Origin of the sequence: Caldicellulosiruptor naganoensis (assembly GCF_026914285.1) — a bacterium.
GTDB lineage: Bacteria > Bacillota > Thermoanaerobacteria > Caldicellulosiruptorales > Caldicellulosiruptoraceae > Caldicellulosiruptor > Caldicellulosiruptor naganoensis.
Genome location: NZ_CP113864.1, coordinates 599,935 through 616,209, shown reverse-complemented (window position 1 = coordinate 616,209; position 16,275 = coordinate 599,935). Strand labels below are relative to the sequence as shown.

Below are 16,275 nucleotides of genomic sequence, written 5' to 3'. Positions count from 1 at the left end.
CAATATAATCATAAATTTTAAGAGGCTGCAAGATTAAATTTTGCAGCCTCCCTATTTAAAGCCTGCTTTTATATTATACCGTATTTCTTACCCAAGTGTTCAAGAACATCCAATGTCCTGTCAAGATGCTCTTTTGTATGTCCTGCTGTAAGTGAAATTCTAATACGTGACAGTCTTCTTGGAACAGCCGGGTAGAATACAGGGTTCACATAGATACCTGCCTCGTGAAGTTCTCGGCACATTTCTTTCACTTTATAATCATCACCTATTATAATCGGGAATATTGCTGTTTGCTGATTGCCAATGTTAAAACCAAGCTTTAATAGGTTTTCTCTGAAGTATCTTATATTATCCCAAAGCCTCTGTCTTAGCTCTGGCTCTTCTTCAATGACATTCAAAGCCTCAATCAGTGAAGCAGTTGCTTGTGGAGTTGGTGCTGTTGAGAACATGTATGCTCTTGAGTAAAAGTGCAGATAATTTACAAGCTCTTTGTTTGTTGCAATAAATCCGCCAACTGCACCCAAAGCTTTTGAAAGTGTACCTGCAACAATGTCGACCTTTCCTTCAACATTGCAGTGCTCAGGTGTACCACGGCCGTTTTTGCCAATCACACCTGTTGCATGCGCCTCATCTACCATAACAAAAGCACCGTAAGCGTGAGCTATCTCAACAATCTGGTCAAGCGGTGCAATGTCACCATCCATTGAGTAAACACCATCAACTATTACAAGCTTTGTATTGTATTTGTCTTTTACCTTTTTGAGCACCCTCTCAAGAGAATCCATGTTGTTGTGTTTAAAAAACTCTACGTTTGTATTTCTGCAACCGTCAATTATACTTGCGTGAACATACATGTCTAATATTGCAACATCCTTTTCGTGCAAAATTGCAGAGATTGTTCCCAAATTTGACCCATATCCGCTTGTGTAAATAAGTGCATCCTCACATCCTTTGAACTTTGCTATTTTTTTCTCAAGCTCAACGTGTATATCAAGTGTTCCACCTAAAAGTGGCACAGACCCTGCCCCTGTTCCATATTTTTTGAGAGCTTCTATTCCTGCCTTAATTGTTCTGGGATGCTTTGTAAGATTTAAATAGTCATTTGACGCAAGATTAATCATCTCTCTGATTTCACCTGTATAATGGTCAATTATCTTCATAGTTGGACCAGAACCTGTAATAGAAACTCGTCTGTATTGATAATGTCTTCTTCTGACAAAGTCTACTTTGTACTCCCAAAACTCCTTTGCAAGCTCCATAATGTTCTTGTCTTCGCTTTTTACAAAATCAGCAAGTGAAAATTTTGTTGTGTCAATCATCTTAATTTCTACCTCCCCTGAACACAGTTTTGTGCACATACCTAGTTTAAAAAGATTGAGATTCACACCCACACCACATTTCCATCTTTATCAATGTCAAGATGAAGTGCAGCGTAGTCTTTTGAAAGTCCTGGCATTGTCATAATGTCACCACAGATTGCTACAATAAATTGCGCACCATTGTTAATTCTTATCTCATTAACATTCAAAACAAAATCTTTTGGCCTTCCCAAAAGCTTTGGATTGTCTGACAACGAATACTGGGTCTTCGCCACACAAATCGGAAAATGTTCAATATTGAGCTTTTTTATTAAATCCAACATTGAAAGTGCTGGCTTTGAAAACTGCACATCTGCAGCACCATAAATTGTCTTTGCAACCTTTTTTATCTTCTCTTCGATTGGGTCTGAATCCTCGTAGACAAACTGGATCTTTCTCTTTTTGCTTGCTATTTCAATTACCTTCTCTGCCAAATCCAAAGCACCTTCTGAACCAAGATCATAAACCTCTGAAACAGCAAATTCAACACCCCAATCTTTGCAAAACGACTCTATCTCTGAAATTTCTGCAGGAGTGTCATTTGGAAATTTATTTAGCGCCACAACTATTTCAAGCCCCATCAATTTCAAATTTTCTATGTGCTTTTCTAAGTTTGAAAAACCTTTTTTTAGCGCTTCTATATTTTCATTTGTCAAATCCTCTTTTGCCCCCATGCTGCCATGATATTTGAGAGCCTTTGTTGTTACAACTACAACAGCAGCTGAGGGGTATATACCAGTTTTTCTTGACACTATATTGACAAACTTTTCTGCACCTAAGTCTGATCCAAAACCTGCCTCAACAACAACATAATCTGAAAGCTTTTGTGCCATTTTGGTTGCAATTATACTGTTTGTGCCATGGGCAATGTTGGCAAATGGTCCACCATGGATTAGTGCAGCAGTACCTTCTGATGTTTGAACAAGATTGGGTTTTATAGCATCTTTTAACAAAAGCGCCATAGCACCATGAACTTTTAAATCTTTGGCGTATATAGGCTTTTTGTCATAGGAAAAACCTACCAGGATATTTCCAAGCCTTTCTTTTAGGTCATCTAAATCACGTGATAAGCAAAGTATTGCCATTACTTCTGTGGCAACAGAAATGACAAAACCATCCTCACGCACAACACCTCTCTGCCCATCTCCAAGCCCAATGATAATATTTCGCAAGGCTCGGTCATTCATATCCATTGATCTTTTTACCATTATTGCTTTGGGATTGATATTTAGCTCATTTCCATGGTAAATGTGATTGTCAACTGTTGCACAAAGTAGATTGTTTGCGGTAGTGACTGCATGGATATCTCCTGTAAAGTGAAGATTAATGTCTGTGCTCGGCAAAACTTGAGCAGCTCCACCTCCTGTTGCCCCACCTTTAATTCCCAAATATGGTCCTAAGGAAGGCTCTCGGAGGGTTACAATTGATTTAAATCCAAGCCTGTTTATAGCCATCGAAAGGCCAATTGCTGTTGTTGTCTTGCCCTCACCATATGGCGTTGGGTTTATTGATGTGACCAAAATTACTTTACCTTCTTTTTGTCGGGGTTTTTGCTGTAGAACATCTAAATTTATCTTTGCCTTGTACTTTCCGTAAAGCTCAATGTCATCTTCGCTCAGACCTATACTTTCTGCTATCTCGGTAATATTTTTTAACTTTACCTCTCGTAGTTTTGATGTACTTTTCAAACAAAATCACCTTGCCTTTTGATATGTCTTTTGCAAAAATCTCTCTTTATTTACAATAAACCTCTCGTGAACACCCTCTCCTATTTTCTCAAACTTGTCATAAGCCTCAACTTTAAAAATGAGTCTTCTGTCTTGGATATCAATCAGTTCAGCAACAGCCTTTACTACCATTCCTTTTGGACTTGGTGCTATGTGAGAAATTTCAACTCTGCTTCCCACTGTTGTATACCCATCTTCTAAATGCTCCTGAGCACACAAAAGTGCTGCCTTTTCCATCAGCGCTATCATTGAAGGTGTTGCAAACACATCCAAAAACCCACTTTGAAAATGCGAAGCAAGCATGTCATCTGTGACTGTGGATGTTATTTCTTTCCTTAGTCCAACTACAAGTCCTGGCTTTTCAACTTTCTTGCCTCCTTAAAGTTGGGTAATAAAGTCTCTCATGTATCAGTACTTTATTATGGTGCACAATTTTGTTCACACTATTCACTTTAATAAATATATTACTTCTATTTTGTGGAATTGTCAATTGCAAAGTGAAAATCTTTGTCTTGAAAATGAGCAAAAGATAGATTATAATCGATAGTGCAAAAATAAAAGGAGGCGGAGAGATGGCCGAGTGGTCGAAGGCACGCGACTCGAAATCGCGCGTACCGCCAAAAGCGGTACCGTGGGTTCGAATCCCACTCTCTCCGCCATTTTTATTTTTATAGTTTAAAAATCAAATGTTGATTTTTTGGCTCTATAATAAATATTGGGGTGGTAAGAAAAGAAAAAATATAGCACTTATTCTGAATGCCTGCTATAATTAAAATTGTTTTTAGGTATAAAAAAAACACAAAAGAAAGGAAGCATCCAGAATAAGTGCTCAATCATAATTATATCACAGAACTTTTGAAATCAAAAGATATCATTCTCCACCAAGTAGTAGAAAGCGAAAATGAAATAGAACTCCATATAAGTCAGGCGCAAAAACCTCACAAGTGTCCTAAATGTGGCAGTATCACAAGCAAGATACATGATTATCGTGTCCAAAGAGTAAAGGACATACCGATAATGGGTAAGAGAACATATTTAGTTTTAAGGAAGCGAAGATATGTTTGCAAAGAATGTGGAAAGAAATTTTTTGAACACATAAATTTTTTGGGCAAGCGTCAAAGAATGACAAATAGATTAGCAGCATACATTATAAGTCAGCTTAAGTAGCTTGAGCAGTATGAAAGAAGTAGCAAGAAAGACAAATGTATCAGTAACAACAGTTATGAGGTTATTTGACAATGTAAATCCTACCAGGAAGATAGAGGATTTTTCTTCTGAGGCGATATGCATAGATGAATTCAAAGGAAATGCAGGTGGAGCTAAATATCAGTGTATAATTGTAGACCCTGTGAAAAAACAGATAGTAGAAATTTTAAGAGACAGAAGACAAGATGTTTTGATTGAATATTTTAAGAGATTGAAGGATAGGGATAAAGTAAAGTATTTTGTATGTGATATGTGGAGACAATTTGTGGAGACAGCAAAAATATATTTTAAAAACGCGAAAATAGTAATAGACAAATTTCATTTTACAAGATATGTTTATTGGGCATTAGAAAATGTAAGGAAAAGAGTACAAAAGGAATTAGAAGATAATTTAAGGAAGTATTTTAAGAGGAGCAGGAAATTATTGTTAAAGTCTTATGAAGAACTTACAGCAGAGCAAAGAGAAGAGTTAGAAGTGATGTTTTGGTACAGTAGAGATTTAAGGAAAGCGCATAGACTGAAGGAAGAATTCAGGGAAGTTTTAGAAAGCAGTAATTCAGCAGAAGCAAAAGTTGAATTAAAAAAGTGGATAGAGGCAGCAGAGAGAAGTGGTCTTTGTGAATTTTGCAGATGCATAAAGGTTTTTAGGAACTGGTTTTCAGAGATAGTAAATTCTTTTGATGTTCCATATACAAATAGTGTAACAGAAGGTTTTAACAATAAGATAAAAGTTTTAAAGAGAGATGCATATGGGTATAGAAATTTTGAGAGATTTAGAAAGAGGACATTATATAGTTGTGGTAGTTAGGATAAAGTAAAGAGAATAATTAAAACTTGCAAAAGTAGCGGGTAAAGGTAGGATTGAGTTTTTAAAATTGCTTACCTGTAATAGGCATATATTACAATTAATGCTTGGTTGATAAAGCTAAAAAAGGTGGGCATTCAGAATACCCACCCCAACTCTTGACAAAGAGCCGATTTTTTTATATACCCAAGAAAGGCTCAACAAGTAGAATTAATGTGAGAATTATTATAAACACTACTGTTATCCATGCAATTATATTAAATGTCCTCGAATTTACATACTCCCCCATAATCTCCTTGTCATTTGTCAGCTTTAACATATAAATTAAGATTATTGGTAGCAATATACCATTTATTTCTTGAGCAATTATCATAAGTTTTATCAAAGGAATATTTGGAAGTAAAATAACACCTGCTCCTATAACAATGAACAAAAGTATTAACCCATAAAAAACAGGGGCTTCTTTCAGCTTCTTATTCAGTCCATTTTCAAATCCAAAAGCTTCAGTTACTGCATATGCAGTGGATAAAGGCAAAATATGCGCACCTAACAGCGATGCCCCAAAAAGTCCAATTGCAAAAAGCGCTGATGCATATTTTCCTGCAAGTGGCTGAAGGGCTTTTGCTGCATCTTCTGCTGTCTCAATCACAATCCCATGTTTGTGCAAAGTTGCTGCTGTTGCAACAATGATGAAAAACGCGATAAAATCTGTCCAAAACGCTCCTAAAAATACATCCCACCTTTGGTATTTGAGGTTTTTTACATCAACACCTTTGTCAACAACAGATGATTGTAGATAAAATTGCATCCAAGGAGTAATTGTTGTTCCTATCATCGCAATAAAAATCAAAATGAAACTTGAATTGAAACTGAAAGAAGGAACAAATGTATTTTTTAATACCTCTTTCCAATCAGGCTTTGCTAAAAAACCTGAAATTATATAGCTTATATATATTACCATAAGAGCAAGAAAAAATTTTTCTGTTTTTTTATATGAACCTTTGTTTATAATATACCACACAAAAAGCGCTGTCAGAGGAACTGAGATGTACTTTGAGATTCCAAATATCTCAAGGCTTGCAGCAATCCCTGCAAATTCGCCAATCGTTGTTGTAAGATTAGCAATAAGTAGGGTAATCATCGCAAAAAATGTCATCTTGACACCAAAGTGCTCCCTGATAAGAGCAGAAAGACCTTTCCCTGTTACAATGCCCATCCGTGCAGCCATTTCTTGGATAACTGCTAAACTGATTGTTATCAAAAATAATCCCCAAAGCATCTTATAGCCAAACATTGCACCAACCGTTGCGTATGTCGCAATTCCTGAAGCGTCATTACCAGCAGTTGCAGTCACAAGCCCCGGTCCAATAATACTTAACATGAAAAGTATCCTTTTAAGACGCTGCTCTTTTGCTATCTTTGGCATCTTCTATCACCTCATTTGCCGTCAATAACTTTGGCTATACTAATTTTTTTCGTACTTTGAGTAGTTCATAAACTATGTCATTTATTATCACAACGCCAATGAGTCTTTTGTCATCATCAACCACAGGGACAGCCAATAAGCTGTATTTTGAAATAATCTCTACAAGAGAATTAACATTGTCCATATCTTTTACATACACAACATTTCTACTCATAATCTCATAAAGTGGAGTTTGTGGCTCAGAAATTACCAAGTCGCGCAAAGACACAACACCACAAAGCCTCTCTTCATTGTCAATCACATATAAATAGTAAATCTCATCTGGGTCTGGCTTTAAACGTCTTAGTTCTTGTATTGTCTGCTCAACTGTAAAGTGGGTCGTGAACGCAATAAAATCTGTTGTCATAATACTTCCAACAGTATTCTCGGGATAATCCATCAGCTCTTTTACTTTTTCTGATGCCTCTTTTTCCATCTCGTTCAAAAGCTCTTCTGCTCTTTCCTCTTTTATTTCATCCAATATATCTGCAACCTCGTCTGCTGGCATCTTTTCAAGCAAATCTGCAGCTTTTTCAACAGGAAGACTTTCGAGGACATTTCGCTGTGCCTCAACATCAAGCTCTTCCAAAACATCTGCTGCCTTTTCCTCGTCCAAAGTTGAAAATACATATGCTTGAGTCTTTTTGTCAAGCTCTTCAATGATATCTGCTAAATCCGACGGATGCAAAGTTGAGAGCTTTGAGTATGTGGTTGAAAGTTTTAAATCCGAGTGCGGTGATGCAAGAGGCTCAACGTCATCCCATAAGATGAGTCGAGATGGGATGCTCTTGCCAAGAGGCTTTAATACCTTTTTGAGAGGCTTTGCAAGGCCAAGCCTCCTCAACAACCCTTCTAATCCAATATCAACTGCAATTATATAAACGCCTGTTGACAAAATTGCAAGTCTTATATCATTTACCCTTACAACCTTTCTGCCGTTCATATCAACTATCTGCTTGTCAAGGATATGCTTTACAAGCATTATCGTATCTTCTTTTTGCACATCAATTGGCTTTAAGTTCCTGGTCTCAATTACATATTGCCCTTTTTCCTTGTAAATTATAAAGAACGAAAAATCTACTATTTGGACATTCTTTCCGCTTTTGACTTTTGCAGCGATTACTTTGGGTCTTATATTCTTTGCATCAACAATTAGATCCTGGAGTTTTCCCAGAACCTTTTTGTCTTCCGAGTATACCTTGTTGCCAATAACTCTGCTGAGGTAAAAACTTGTGACATTGGCCATCTTAGCACCCCTCCCTTTAAATTAGTTTTTCCTTTTGTGGAGGGGTGCTAAATAGGTTTTCAAAATCTATCTGTAAAAAGGGACAAAAAGCCCTCGTTACTTGCTTTCGACTATCAAGTCAACAAATTAGCACCCCTCCACTCTTTTGAAAAAGATCTTTTCACTTTTTCTTTTCCCCAATCCTGTCTACTCACAGGACCAGAATCCATCTGTCCTATCATCTCCTTTAATCATAAAGTTTTAAAGGTTAGACTAAATTCTGCATACAAACAAAAAGTGCTTTCACCCAAAGCTTAAAACGAGGTGAAAGCACACTTTACCTTTGTTTAGCTACCTCGTACAAGCTTTGGCACTACACGGCATAAAAAGCTGCATTAGGTTATGCCTTGGATTCGGCAAAACCTGTTTACCAGCTCAGATTGTCTCCAATCTTTCGCGGCAGCAGCCTATATCCCTGTAGGAGCCTCGCCTACCGAGATATTCTTGCAATATTTACTTTTTTCAACTTTTATTTTAGCACAAAAAATTCGTTTTCTCAACCCTTTTTAGCTTAAATTTTTAAATTTTTGTGCACTTTTTTTAGACTCTCTTCAACTATCTTTTATTTTCTCTAATATAAAATCAAACATTTTGTCTTTTTCAATCACATCAGGGTGCAAAACTGCTTTTGACAAAAGCCCCTTTATCCCTTCTGGGATTTCCACCTTTGTTTTTTGGTACAGAATTTCAATTGCTTCAAACGGGTCAATATTATTATATTCATCATCAAACAAGGCGTTCACAACATCCTTAGCAAATTTGTACGGATTCGCAGTCTGCAAAATTACTGTCTTTGTTATATCAGATGTTTTATCTTTATATTTTCTATACACATCAAATCCAACTGCTGAATGGGTATCAATAAGATAAGAAAACTCGTTGTAAACTGACTTTATAGCTTTCTTAGTCTCAAAATCTGTTGAAAAATCTCCCCAAAAATCTGATTGTATTGACATTAAAACATCCTTTTCAACCTTAAAATACCCATTTTCTTTTAAATCTAACATGTATTTTTTTACCATTTCAAAGTTACCTGTGACCAAGTACAAAAGCCTTTCTAAATTGCTGGCAACTAATATATCCATAGAGGGTGATATTGTTTTATAAAACTCTCTTCTTCTGTCATAAACACCAGTTTTAATAAAATCAGAAACAACAGAGTTTATGTTTGATGCAACAATAAGTTTACTTATTGGAAGGCCCATGCGCTTTGCAAAATACCCAGCCAAGATATTTCCAAAATTCCCTGTTGGCACAACAAAGTTTATCTTTTCACTTTCCTTTATAAATCCCTTTCTCAAAAGCTCTAAGTAGCTCCAGATATAGTAGACAACCTGAGGCAAAAGTCGTCCAAAGTTTATAGAGTTTGCTGATGTGAAAAAATAGCCCATTTTATTAATGGTCTCAACATATCTTGGATTTGTAAAGATCTCCTTTACACCACTTTGAGCATCGTCAAAGTTACCTATTATCCCTGCAACATAAGTGTTCTTGCCTTCCTGAGTTGTCATCTGTCTTTTTTGTACGTCAGACACACCTTCAGAAGGATAAAAGACTACTATCTTGGTCTTCTCCACATCTCTAAAACCCTCTAAAGCAGCTTTTCCTGTATCGCCAGATGTTGCAACCAATATGAGTGCTTTTTTATAGCTATCTGGCATTGACCTTATCAAAAGGTGTGGCAGCACTTGTAGCGCAACATCTTTAAAAGCATAAGTTGGCCCATGCCAAAGTTCAAGCGCAAACAAGTTACTGTTAAGCTTCTTTAGCTCAACTACATCTTTTGTATCGAATTTACCAGTTGCATACGCTTTTTCTATGCAATCATCAATTTCTTCTTTAGAAAAGTCAGTAAGATAAAGTGAAAAGATATACTTTGCAACTTTTTTATAACTATTTAGCTCTTTTAAATGCTCAAAATCAATCTTTGGTATACTAACTGGGGTAAAAAGCCCTCCATTGTTTGCTATTCCAAGGTAAATTGCTTCTTTTGAGAGCACCTTTTGGTCTCCTCGCGTACTTACATACTCCATCTTTTGCCACCTCAATAGAATTTATTTTCCACTGGCTTCTTACTTTTCAAGCAGTTTCTCATTTAACTTATACGATAGTACCATCAGACTGTCTATCAAATGGACATTCTCCACAACAACATCATCTTTTACTTCAATCTCTTTTGTAGTAAAATTCCAGATTCCCTTTATACCGCCTTCAACCATAAGGTTTGCAACCTCTTGAGCAACCTCTGACGGCACACATAAAACTCCAATGTCAACATCGTTTTTCTTTATAAAATCTTTGAGCTCATCAACATGCTGTATCTTTATATTCCTGATACTCTTCCCAACCTTTTGAGGGTCAACATCAAATAGTCCCACAAGTCTGAAACCCTTTTTATAAAAGTTGGCGTAATTTGCTAAAGCTTGTCCCAAATTGCCCACACCAACAATTACCATCTTGAAGTTTTTATCAAGCCCTAATATTTTAACAAGGTTCTCATAGAGAACCTGAGTGCTGTAACCATACCCCTGCTGACCAAACCCGCCAAAATTGTTAAAATCTTGTCTTACCTGAGAAGCTGTATACCCCATTCTTTGGCTTAGCTCTGATGAGGAAATCCTCGTAATGTCATGATTCAGTAAATCCTCTACATACCGCAAATATCTTGGCAGTCTCCTTATCACCGCAAGAGAGATGTTCTTTTTTTTGAACAATTTTTATCCTCCTCATCTTATTTGATATTTTTTTGACATACTTATTTTAAATTAAAAGCCTGTTTTGATTTTAAAACAGGCTTATCTTCTTTTGCCATCTACTCGCTTGTTGCATTCGCTAAGTTTTTGGTTGCTGTCTTTTATACCTTTTTAATCGAAAGACTTATTTTGCCATTCTCCTTGATGTCAAGCACCTTTACCCTGACAGTTTGCTGCTCTTTAAGATATTTTCTAATATCATCAACATACTCTTCTGCAACCTCTGAGATGTGAACAAGTCCAACCGCACCTGTTGGAAGCTCAACAAAAGCACCAAATTTAGCTAATACTCTTTACTCTGCCTTCAACTACCCTGCCCTTTTCAATCGACACTAAAATGCCTCCTATTCCTTTCTCTTTTTATTCTTATCAATAAACACAATTTCATTTTTTCCAACAAGTCCAAGCTTTTCTCGTGCGACCTGCTGAATATATTCTTCTGTCTGGACATATTGTGCAAGTCTTTTTAAATATTCATTTTCCTTTTTTATTTTCTCAATTTGCTGTATTACCTCTTTTTGCTGAGCTTTTACCTGCTTTAAAATCATCTGCTGTTTCACAATTGTTGTTACAGAATATATTGAAAAAAATATTACAAACGCTAACACAAAAAGTCTTTTTAGCACTTTAAAAACTTTTTTCACAGCCTGCCTTCCTCTTGGACATTCCAGAAAGTGTAGTTATATTTTATCACAAATTATCTTTTGTTAAAAGATAAAATTTTGTTACCCTCTTTAAAATCCTTCTGTACAAAAAAGAGATTGAATTTTTGTAAAAACAAAACCCACACGCAATAGCTAAAAACGTATACCATCGGATAGTATAGTAGTTGATATAATACAATCCTGAAATTACTACAATGGTTGACAAAGTTGAAGATATAAAAAATACCAGATCTTTTGTGCGCCTTTTTAAGATTTTTTTGAAAAAGAAAGTATCGTGTATTAATCCAACCACCACTCCAACAATTAAACAAGAAAAAAATTCTGAAAGCTGCTTAGAAACACTGTGCATTTTTCCTGCCTCTCTCACTTAAAGAGTCTCCCAATCAGTCCTTTTTTGGGCACCTCACCATACTCAAGTGAATAAATCTGCCCTTCTATAAATACCTCTCTCCCGTTTCTGTGTTGATTTTGTTTATCTTCAAATCAAATCCCTTGATGATGAGAAGTTCCTCGTCAACCACCAAGATGATATTATTCTCATCAAAACTTTCAACATCATCAACACCATTTATTGAAATCTTCTCTTTATTCTCTATAAGAACATTGTGAACCTTTGACTTTACATTTTTTTATCATCCGCTATCATTTCTACAGTCCTTTTTAGAAATTTATTAAGTTACATAATAAACTATATTCTCTTCACTGTCAAAATATAAGTGCTCTTCTTGAGCCTATTCAATTATCTCATACATATTACTTGCAAGATTTTTTTGTACCTTCTCATCAACGCTTGTAACTTTGCATTTGAAAATCTTATCACCAAAGTGCACCTCAATGATATCACCAACTTTTACCTCTGTTGAAGGCTTTGCTATTTTTCCATTTACAAACACTCTGCCACTGTTACATGCCTCTTGGGCAAGCGTTCTCCTTTTGATAATTCTCGACACTTTTAGATATTTGTCTATGCGCATCTCACAAAACCCTCGCCTTTCTTCTAAAACAAAAATTTAGGGCTGCAGCTTCAAAGCTTTTTCTTTTTGCTGCAGCCTTTAACAACCAACAGATTTATAGCCCCTCTCTTTTATATTTTTACTTACCAGTTTATTTTGCCACAGCCTCTTTTAACATCTTGCCTGCCTTGAATACAGGAACTTTTGTTGCTGGAATCTTAATTTCTTCTTGTGTTTGTGGATTTCTTCCAACTCTCTCTGCTCTTTCTCTTACCTCAAATGAACCAAAACCAACAAGCTGAACCTTTTCCCCCTTAGAGAGTGCCTCTGTAACAGCATCTACAAACGCATTGAGTGCCTTTTCTGCATCCTTCTTGGTAAGTCCGCTCTTTTCTGCCATTGCTGAAATTAAATCTGTCTTGTTCATCACTTCTTACCTCCTCGCGTATTTTGTGATGTTCTAAATATTTCTATTCTATATTTATATCAAAAATCCTTCTTTTTTCAAGCCTTTTTTAAATTTTTTTTGCCTCTTCCCAAAATTTGTCCATATCTTTTAAGCTCATCTCATTCAATTTCTTACCTTGTTTTTCTGCTTGTTCCTCTATATACGAAAATCTGGTTATAAATTTTTTAACTGTTTTAGAAAGTGCCTCTTCAGGGTCAATACTAAAGAACCTCGCAACATTTACAACTGCAAAAAGAACATCTCCAAGTTCTTCTTCCAGCTTCTCCTGACTGTCATTTTTCGACAAACTCTCTTCAAATTCGCCAAGCTCTTCATACACCTTCTTCAATGCATCTTTGTAATTATCCCAGTCAAAACCTACCTTTGCCGCCTTTTCTTGGACCTTATAGCTTCGCATAAGCGCAGGAAGATGTCTTGGTATACTTCGCATTGCCTGTGATACCGTTTCGATTTGTTTTTCCCTGCTCTTTACCTTGTCCCAATTTTGTAGAACCTCATCAGCTGTCTCAAAGCTGTCATCTCCAAACACATGAGTGTGTCTTTTCCTCATCTTTTGGCATATATCATAGATTACTTCATAGATATCAAAAGCTCCTCTTTCCTGAGCTATTTTTGCATGAAACACAACCTGCAAAAGCAAATCACCAAGTTCTTCTTTGAGCTTAACGTCGTCATTTTCATCTATAGCCTCAAGAACCTCATATGTCTCTTCAATTAGGTATTTTTTAAGACTCTCATGTGTCTGCTGCCTGTCCCATGGACACTTCTCACGCAAGATATCCATTATCCTGACAAGTTCTTCAAAGCTTGCTTTCATTTTTTTTCTCTCCTTTTTTAAAAGGTGCTTTAGTATGCTTATAAGTTATATTATACCACTATTTTTCAAAGAAGCCTTCTCTTTTTTCGCAAAATATTTCTTCTTAGTCGCCTCACCACCACGAATATGTCTTTCTTGCTTATTCCTATCTAAGATAGTTCTTACCTCTTTGTAAAGTCTTTTGTTTATCTTATAAAGGCGCCAGGTGAGGTCATTGCGCACTGTTGACTTTGAAATCCCTAAGATTTTAGCCACTTTTCTTACAGTTGCATTATACTTTATCAAAAGTTCAGCTGCAAGTATTGCTCTTTTCTCTATATCCTCTTTCAAAACATTGTCCTCCAAAATACCTCTCTACTTAGGATTATATGCGCAAGATTTTTTAAGCTTTACCCAAAGTTTTTGTCTTGTTATGTTTGTGTCAAACTTTATGTTTGAATTTTCAAAGCTTTTTGGTACTATATATTAAAACTTTATTTTACTTGTTGGGTGATTGATATGAACGAAATTTTAATTAAAAAGAACTTGGCACCAAACGTGTGGCTGATGGGCATATTTTCACCACAGGTTGCAAAAAAAGCAAAGCCAGGCCAGTTTGTTATTTTAAGGGTTGTAGAAAACGGTGAGAGAATTCCACTTACAATAGCTGACTTTGACAAGGAAAAAGGAATTGTCTATATAATCTTTCAGGTTGTCGGAAAAACAACAGCTATTTTGGCAAGTCTCAACGAAAATGACTCTATACTTGACTTTGTTGGCCCTTTGGGTATGCCATATGAACATGACCCAAATGATAAAGCTTATCTTTTTGTGGCAGGTGGACTTGGAATACCTGCTATATTTTTAAAGGTTAAAATGCTTTATAGCGAAGGCAAAAAGATAGACATAATTGTTGGTGGACGGTCAAAGGAGAATATCTTTTTTGAAGATGAACTTAAAAAATACTGTGAAAATTTATATATTTCAACAAACGATGGTTCGTACGGAAAAAAAGGTTTTGTAACTGACGTTTTAAAAGAACTTTTGGAAAGTGGAAAAAGATATGATGAGGTGTTTGCAGTCGGTCCAATACTGATGATGAAAGCAGTTGTTGATATAACAAGACAGTATAACATCAAAACTCTTGTGAGTCTCAATCCTATTATGATTGATGGTACAGGCATGTGTGGTGGTTGCAGAGTATTAGTTGGAAATGAAGTGAAGTTTGCATGTGTTGATGGTCCTATTTTTAATGGATTTGATGTTGACTTTGATAATCTCTTGAAAAGAAATTTATATTATCAAGACCTTGAGAAAAACGCCTTTGAAGAACACAAATGCAAAATTGGATTGGGGGATTAGAAAAATTGGACACATTAGAAAGAGTGCCCAATAAAAGAACAAGAGCCAAATGAGAGGATTAAAAACTTTGATGAGGTTTGCCTTGGATACTCTGAGGATGAGGCCATTTCAGAAGCACAGAGGTGTCTTCAGTGCAAAAATGTACCGTGCGTAAAAGGCTGCCCTGTTGAAGTCAAAATTCCAGAGTTTATCTCGCTTATAAAAGAGAAGAAATTCAAAGAAGGGTATTTAAAAATCTTAGAGACAAATCTTCTTCCTGCAATCTGTGGTCGTGTTTTCCCACAAGAAACACAGTGTGAGCAAAACTGCGTAAGAGGAATAAAAGGCGAGCCAATTGCAATAGGAAAACTTGAAAGATTTGTTGCTGACTGGTTCAGGCAAAACTGTGAGTTTGAGTTTGAGAAGCCTAAGCCCAATAACAAAAAAGTGGCAATCATAGGCTCTGGACCTGCTGGACTTTCATGTGCTTCAAGCTTGGCAAAGCTTGGTTATAAAGTGACTATCTTTGAAGTGTTTCACAAGCTTGGCGGCGTTTTGTATTACGGAATTCCTGAGTTCAGGCTTCCAAAGGAGGTTGTTGAGTGGGAGATAGAAAACTTAAAGAAAATGGGTGTGGAGTTCAGAACAAATATGGTTTTTGGCAAGACATTTGACCTAAATGACTTAAAAGAAGAAGGTTTTGAAGCAGTGTTTATAAGCTCTGGTGCTGGGCTTCCCAATTTTTTGAACATTGAAGGAGAACTTCTAAATGGAATATATTCAGCAAATGAATTCTTGACAAGAATAAATTTGATGAAGGCATACAAATTCCCAGAATATGACACACCTATTAAGCTTGGCAAAAAGGTAGGAGTAATTGGCGGCGGAAATGTTGCAATGGACGCAGCACGCGTTGCAAGAAGATTGGGAGCTGATGTTTATATACTCTACAGAAGAACAGAGGCTGAGATGCCAGCACGAAAGGAAGAAATCATGCATGCAAAGGAAGAGGGAATAAAAATAATTGAGCTTGTAAGCCCAGTTAGATTCATTGGTGATGAAAATGGATATGTGAAAGCGATAGAGCTTGTAAAAATGCAGCTAACAGATCCTGATAAGTCAGGCAGACGTGGTGTAAAACCTATTGAAGGGTCAAATTTCTTATTTGAAGCAGATAATTTCATTGTTGCAATTGGTCAAAACCCCAATCCGCTTGTCAAAAAAGCAATACCAGAGCTTGAGCTAAATCCAAATGGGTCTATCAAAGTAGATGAAAATCTCATAACAAATATTGAAGGCATCTTCGCAGGCGGAGATATTGTAACAGGTGCCGCAACAGTAATACTTGCAATGGCAATGGAAAAAAAGCAGCACAAAGTATTGACAACTACTTAAAAAGCAAAGAAAGGAAATAAAAACCGGGTGGCAGATTAAATTGCCACCCGTCTTTGT

17 protein-coding genes, 1 tRNA gene, 2 pseudogenes and 1 riboswitch are annotated in these 16,275 nt (G+C 36.3%); of the genes and pseudogenes, 5 read left to right on the top strand and 15 right to left on the bottom strand.

What is annotated here, in order from left to right:
• Nucleotides 1-68: 68 nt before the first annotated feature.
• From OTJ99_RS02850 to OTJ99_RS02840, 3 genes are all read right to left on the bottom strand, one after another.
• Nucleotides 69-1,319, bottom strand: a complete 1,251-nt coding sequence (locus tag OTJ99_RS02850; RefSeq protein WP_045165582.1) for an aminotransferase class I/II-fold pyridoxal phosphate-dependent enzyme — start codon at nt 1,317-1,319, stop codon at nt 69-71.
• A gap of 62 nt (nt 1,320-1,381) precedes the next feature.
• Nucleotides 1,382-3,046 (bottom strand): formate--tetrahydrofolate ligase, encoded by a 1,665-nt coding sequence (locus tag OTJ99_RS02845; RefSeq protein WP_045165323.1) that lies wholly within the window; start codon nt 3,044-3,046, stop codon nt 1,382-1,384.
• A gap of 6 nt (nt 3,047-3,052) precedes the next feature.
• Nucleotides 3,053-3,388, bottom strand: a complete 336-nt coding sequence (locus tag OTJ99_RS02840; RefSeq protein ID WP_083943519.1) for a thioesterase family protein — start codon at nt 3,386-3,388, stop codon at nt 3,053-3,055.
• Nucleotides 3,389-3,651: 263 nt separating this feature from the next.
• Here OTJ99_RS02840 and OTJ99_RS02835 point away from each other — a divergent pair.
• From OTJ99_RS02835 to OTJ99_RS02825, 3 genes are all read left to right on the top strand, one after another.
• Nucleotides 3,652-3,744, top strand: a tRNA-Ser gene (locus OTJ99_RS02835).
• Nucleotides 3,745-3,910: 166 nt separating this feature from the next.
• Nucleotides 3,911-4,252, top strand: coding sequence for a transposase family protein (locus OTJ99_RS12695; protein ID WP_235374654.1), 342 nt, complete (start codon nt 3,911-3,913; stop codon nt 4,250-4,252).
• A 10-nt stretch (nt 4,253-4,262) separates the two neighbouring features.
• A complete protein-coding gene (locus OTJ99_RS02825; RefSeq protein WP_235374655.1) occupies nt 4,263-5,099 on the top strand; it encodes an ISL3 family transposase in 837 nt (278 codons plus the stop codon).
• A gap of 175 nt (nt 5,100-5,274) precedes the next feature.
• Here the strand turns inward: OTJ99_RS02825 and OTJ99_RS02820 are convergent, their stop codons facing one another.
• From OTJ99_RS02820 to OTJ99_RS02765, 12 genes and pseudogenes are all read right to left on the bottom strand, one after another.
• Nucleotides 5,275-6,522: an Nramp family divalent metal transporter gene (locus tag OTJ99_RS02820; protein ID WP_045165326.1), complete on the bottom strand. Its 1,248-nt coding sequence runs from the start codon at nt 6,520-6,522 to the stop codon at nt 5,275-5,277.
• A 34-nt stretch (nt 6,523-6,556) separates the two neighbouring features.
• Nucleotides 6,557-7,807, bottom strand: a complete 1,251-nt coding sequence (locus tag OTJ99_RS02815; RefSeq protein ID WP_045165327.1) for a magnesium transporter — start codon at nt 7,805-7,807, stop codon at nt 6,557-6,559.
• Between the two features lie 323 nt (nt 7,808-8,130).
• A riboswitch (M-box (ykoK) riboswitch) is annotated at nt 8,131-8,291 on the bottom strand.
• A gap of 106 nt (nt 8,292-8,397) precedes the next feature.
• On the bottom strand, nt 8,398-9,879 hold the full coding sequence (thrC, locus tag OTJ99_RS02810; protein WP_045165328.1) for a threonine synthase: 1,482 nt from the start codon (nt 9,877-9,879) through the stop codon (nt 8,398-8,400).
• A 39-nt stretch (nt 9,880-9,918) separates the two neighbouring features.
• Entirely contained in the window at nt 9,919-10,560 is a 642-nt protein-coding gene (locus OTJ99_RS02805; protein ID WP_045165329.1) for a redox-sensing transcriptional repressor Rex, read from the bottom strand.
• Between the two features lie 146 nt (nt 10,561-10,706).
• Nucleotides 10,707-10,932: pseudogene (locus OTJ99_RS12995) on the bottom strand (S1 RNA-binding domain-containing protein); the annotation flags it as partial.
• An 11-nt stretch (nt 10,933-10,943) separates the two neighbouring features.
• Nucleotides 10,944-11,243, bottom strand: a complete 300-nt coding sequence (locus OTJ99_RS02795; protein ID WP_045165330.1) for an FtsB family cell division protein — start codon at nt 11,241-11,243, stop codon at nt 10,944-10,946.
• Between the two features lie 46 nt (nt 11,244-11,289).
• The gene (gene yabQ, locus OTJ99_RS02790; RefSeq protein ID WP_235374721.1) at nt 11,290-11,613 is read right to left on the bottom strand and encodes a spore cortex biosynthesis protein YabQ; all 324 of its coding nucleotides are present in this window, start codon (nt 11,611-11,613) and stop codon (nt 11,290-11,292) included.
• A gap of 85 nt (nt 11,614-11,698) precedes the next feature.
• A complete protein-coding gene (locus tag OTJ99_RS12685; protein WP_235374723.1) occupies nt 11,699-11,836 on the bottom strand; it encodes a YabP/YqfC family sporulation protein in 138 nt (45 codons plus the stop codon).
• Nucleotides 11,837-11,995: 159 nt separating this feature from the next.
• Nucleotides 11,996-12,238: an RNA-binding S4 domain-containing protein gene (locus OTJ99_RS02780; RefSeq protein WP_045165331.1), complete on the bottom strand. Its 243-nt coding sequence runs from the start codon at nt 12,236-12,238 to the stop codon at nt 11,996-11,998.
• A gap of 130 nt (nt 12,239-12,368) precedes the next feature.
• On the bottom strand, nt 12,369-12,644 hold the full coding sequence (locus OTJ99_RS02775; RefSeq protein WP_045165332.1) for an HU family DNA-binding protein: 276 nt from the start codon (nt 12,642-12,644) through the stop codon (nt 12,369-12,371).
• Between the two features lie 88 nt (nt 12,645-12,732).
• The gene (mazG, locus tag OTJ99_RS02770; protein WP_045165333.1) at nt 12,733-13,503 is read right to left on the bottom strand and encodes a nucleoside triphosphate pyrophosphohydrolase; all 771 of its coding nucleotides are present in this window, start codon (nt 13,501-13,503) and stop codon (nt 12,733-12,735) included.
• A gap of 45 nt (nt 13,504-13,548) precedes the next feature.
• Entirely contained in the window at nt 13,549-13,833 is a 285-nt protein-coding gene (locus OTJ99_RS02765) for a sporulation transcriptional regulator SpoIIID (protein WP_045165583.1), read from the bottom strand.
• Between the two features lie 168 nt (nt 13,834-14,001).
• Between OTJ99_RS02765 and OTJ99_RS02760 the strand changes: the two genes are divergently transcribed.
• Together OTJ99_RS02760 and gltA are read left to right on the top strand one after the other, a co-directional pair.
• Nucleotides 14,002-14,844, top strand: a complete 843-nt coding sequence (locus OTJ99_RS02760; protein WP_045165334.1) for a sulfide/dihydroorotate dehydrogenase-like FAD/NAD-binding protein — start codon at nt 14,002-14,004, stop codon at nt 14,842-14,844.
• Between the two features lie 30 nt (nt 14,845-14,874).
• A pseudogene (gene gltA, locus OTJ99_RS02755) lies at nt 14,875-16,238 on the top strand (NADPH-dependent glutamate synthase).
• The last annotated feature ends 37 nt before the right edge of the window (nt 16,239-16,275 follow it).